Source organism: Kitasatospora sp. NPDC093558, from assembly GCF_040683475.1.
GTDB lineage: Bacteria > Actinomycetota > Actinomycetes > Streptomycetales > Streptomycetaceae > Kitasatospora.
This window is the reverse complement of record NZ_JBFBDY010001276.1, coordinates 1-1214: the sequence shown is the minus strand read 5'-3', so window position 1 is coordinate 1214 and position 1214 is coordinate 1. Positions and strand designations below refer to the sequence as shown.

General features: G+C 72.0%; 1 protein-coding gene. It reads right to left on the bottom strand.

The window, feature by feature from the left end:
• Positions 1 to 57 precede the first annotated feature (57 nt).
• The coding region (locus AB0O00_RS40330) for an alanine racemase (RefSeq protein WP_363659634.1) at positions 58 to 1214 on the bottom strand (1157 nt) is incomplete at its 5' end.

The following is a 1214-nucleotide window of genomic DNA, read 5'->3' as shown; positions in this document are numbered from 1 at the left end:
CGCGCAGCGCTTCGAGCAGCCGGCCGGTACGGCGGGCACGGTGCGCGGGCCCGGCCATCAGAAGAACGTCCGGACGAAGTCGACGACGGTCTCGCCCCGCGTCACCGGGATCAACTGCCATTTGTCGAAGGCGGTGCACGGGTAGGCCAGGCCGAGGCCTGCCCAGTCCCCGATCCGGATGTCGTTGCCCGGCGCGATCCGGATGAAGGCGTGCTGGTCGTTGACCGCGTTGACGACGCAGTCGGTGAGGGCGTGGGTCGAACCGTCGTCGCGCCGGACGACCTGCGGCTCGGGCAGCCAGGCGTCGAAGGAGAGGTCGCGCTTGCCGGCCGTGACCAGGGCGAGACCCGGCTCGGGCATGGACGTGACCCGGCCCCAGGCGCGGAGCGCCGGGCGCAGGGTCCGCCCGGTGGCGCCATGCCGGGAGAAGGGCGCCATCCACCGGTAGAAGCCGTCGTCATGGGCGATGTAGCAACCGCTGCGCAGCACGGGCACAACGTTCATCCCCGCCTTCCAGGGCAGCGTGAGCGCGTCGGCCACCTGGTCGAAGAAGCAACTGCCGCCCACGCTCACCACGATGGTGTCCGTGGCGAACAGGTTCTCGTCGTGGACGAGGGTGGTGACCTCGCGCAGCCGCTTCAGGAAAGCGTCGATCACGCCGAGGCTGTACGGCGACGGGTCGTTGACGAGCACGCCCTCGTAGCCGCCGACGCCGACCAGGCGCAGCACGGGGCTCGCCGCGACGGCACGGGCCGTGGCGAGGGCGTCGTCGAGGGTACGTGCCCCGGCGCGCCCGCCCGTCCTGCCGATCTCGACCAGGACCTCGACGGGCCGGGCCGGCGCGGGGTGCTGCGCCGTGAGGGCGTCGTGCATCCGCTGGACGACGGCCGGCGAGTCGGCGAAGCAGACGAACCTGAAGGAGGGGTCGCGCTCCAGTTCCCCGGCGACCCAGCGCAGGGACGGGGCGTCCACCAGCTCGTTGGCGAAGAGCACGGTGGACACACCGAAGGCGCGGTACACCCGCAGTTGGGCGGTGTTGGCGGCGGTGAGGCCCCAGGCTCCGGCGTCGAGCTGGCGCTCCCAGAGCTGGGGGGCCATGGTCGTCTTGGCGTGCGGAGCGAGCCGCACGCCGCGCTCGGCGCACCATGTGGCGACCGTCTCCACGTTGTGGTCGAGGGCGTCGGCGTCGATGGTCATGATCGGACCGACGAAAC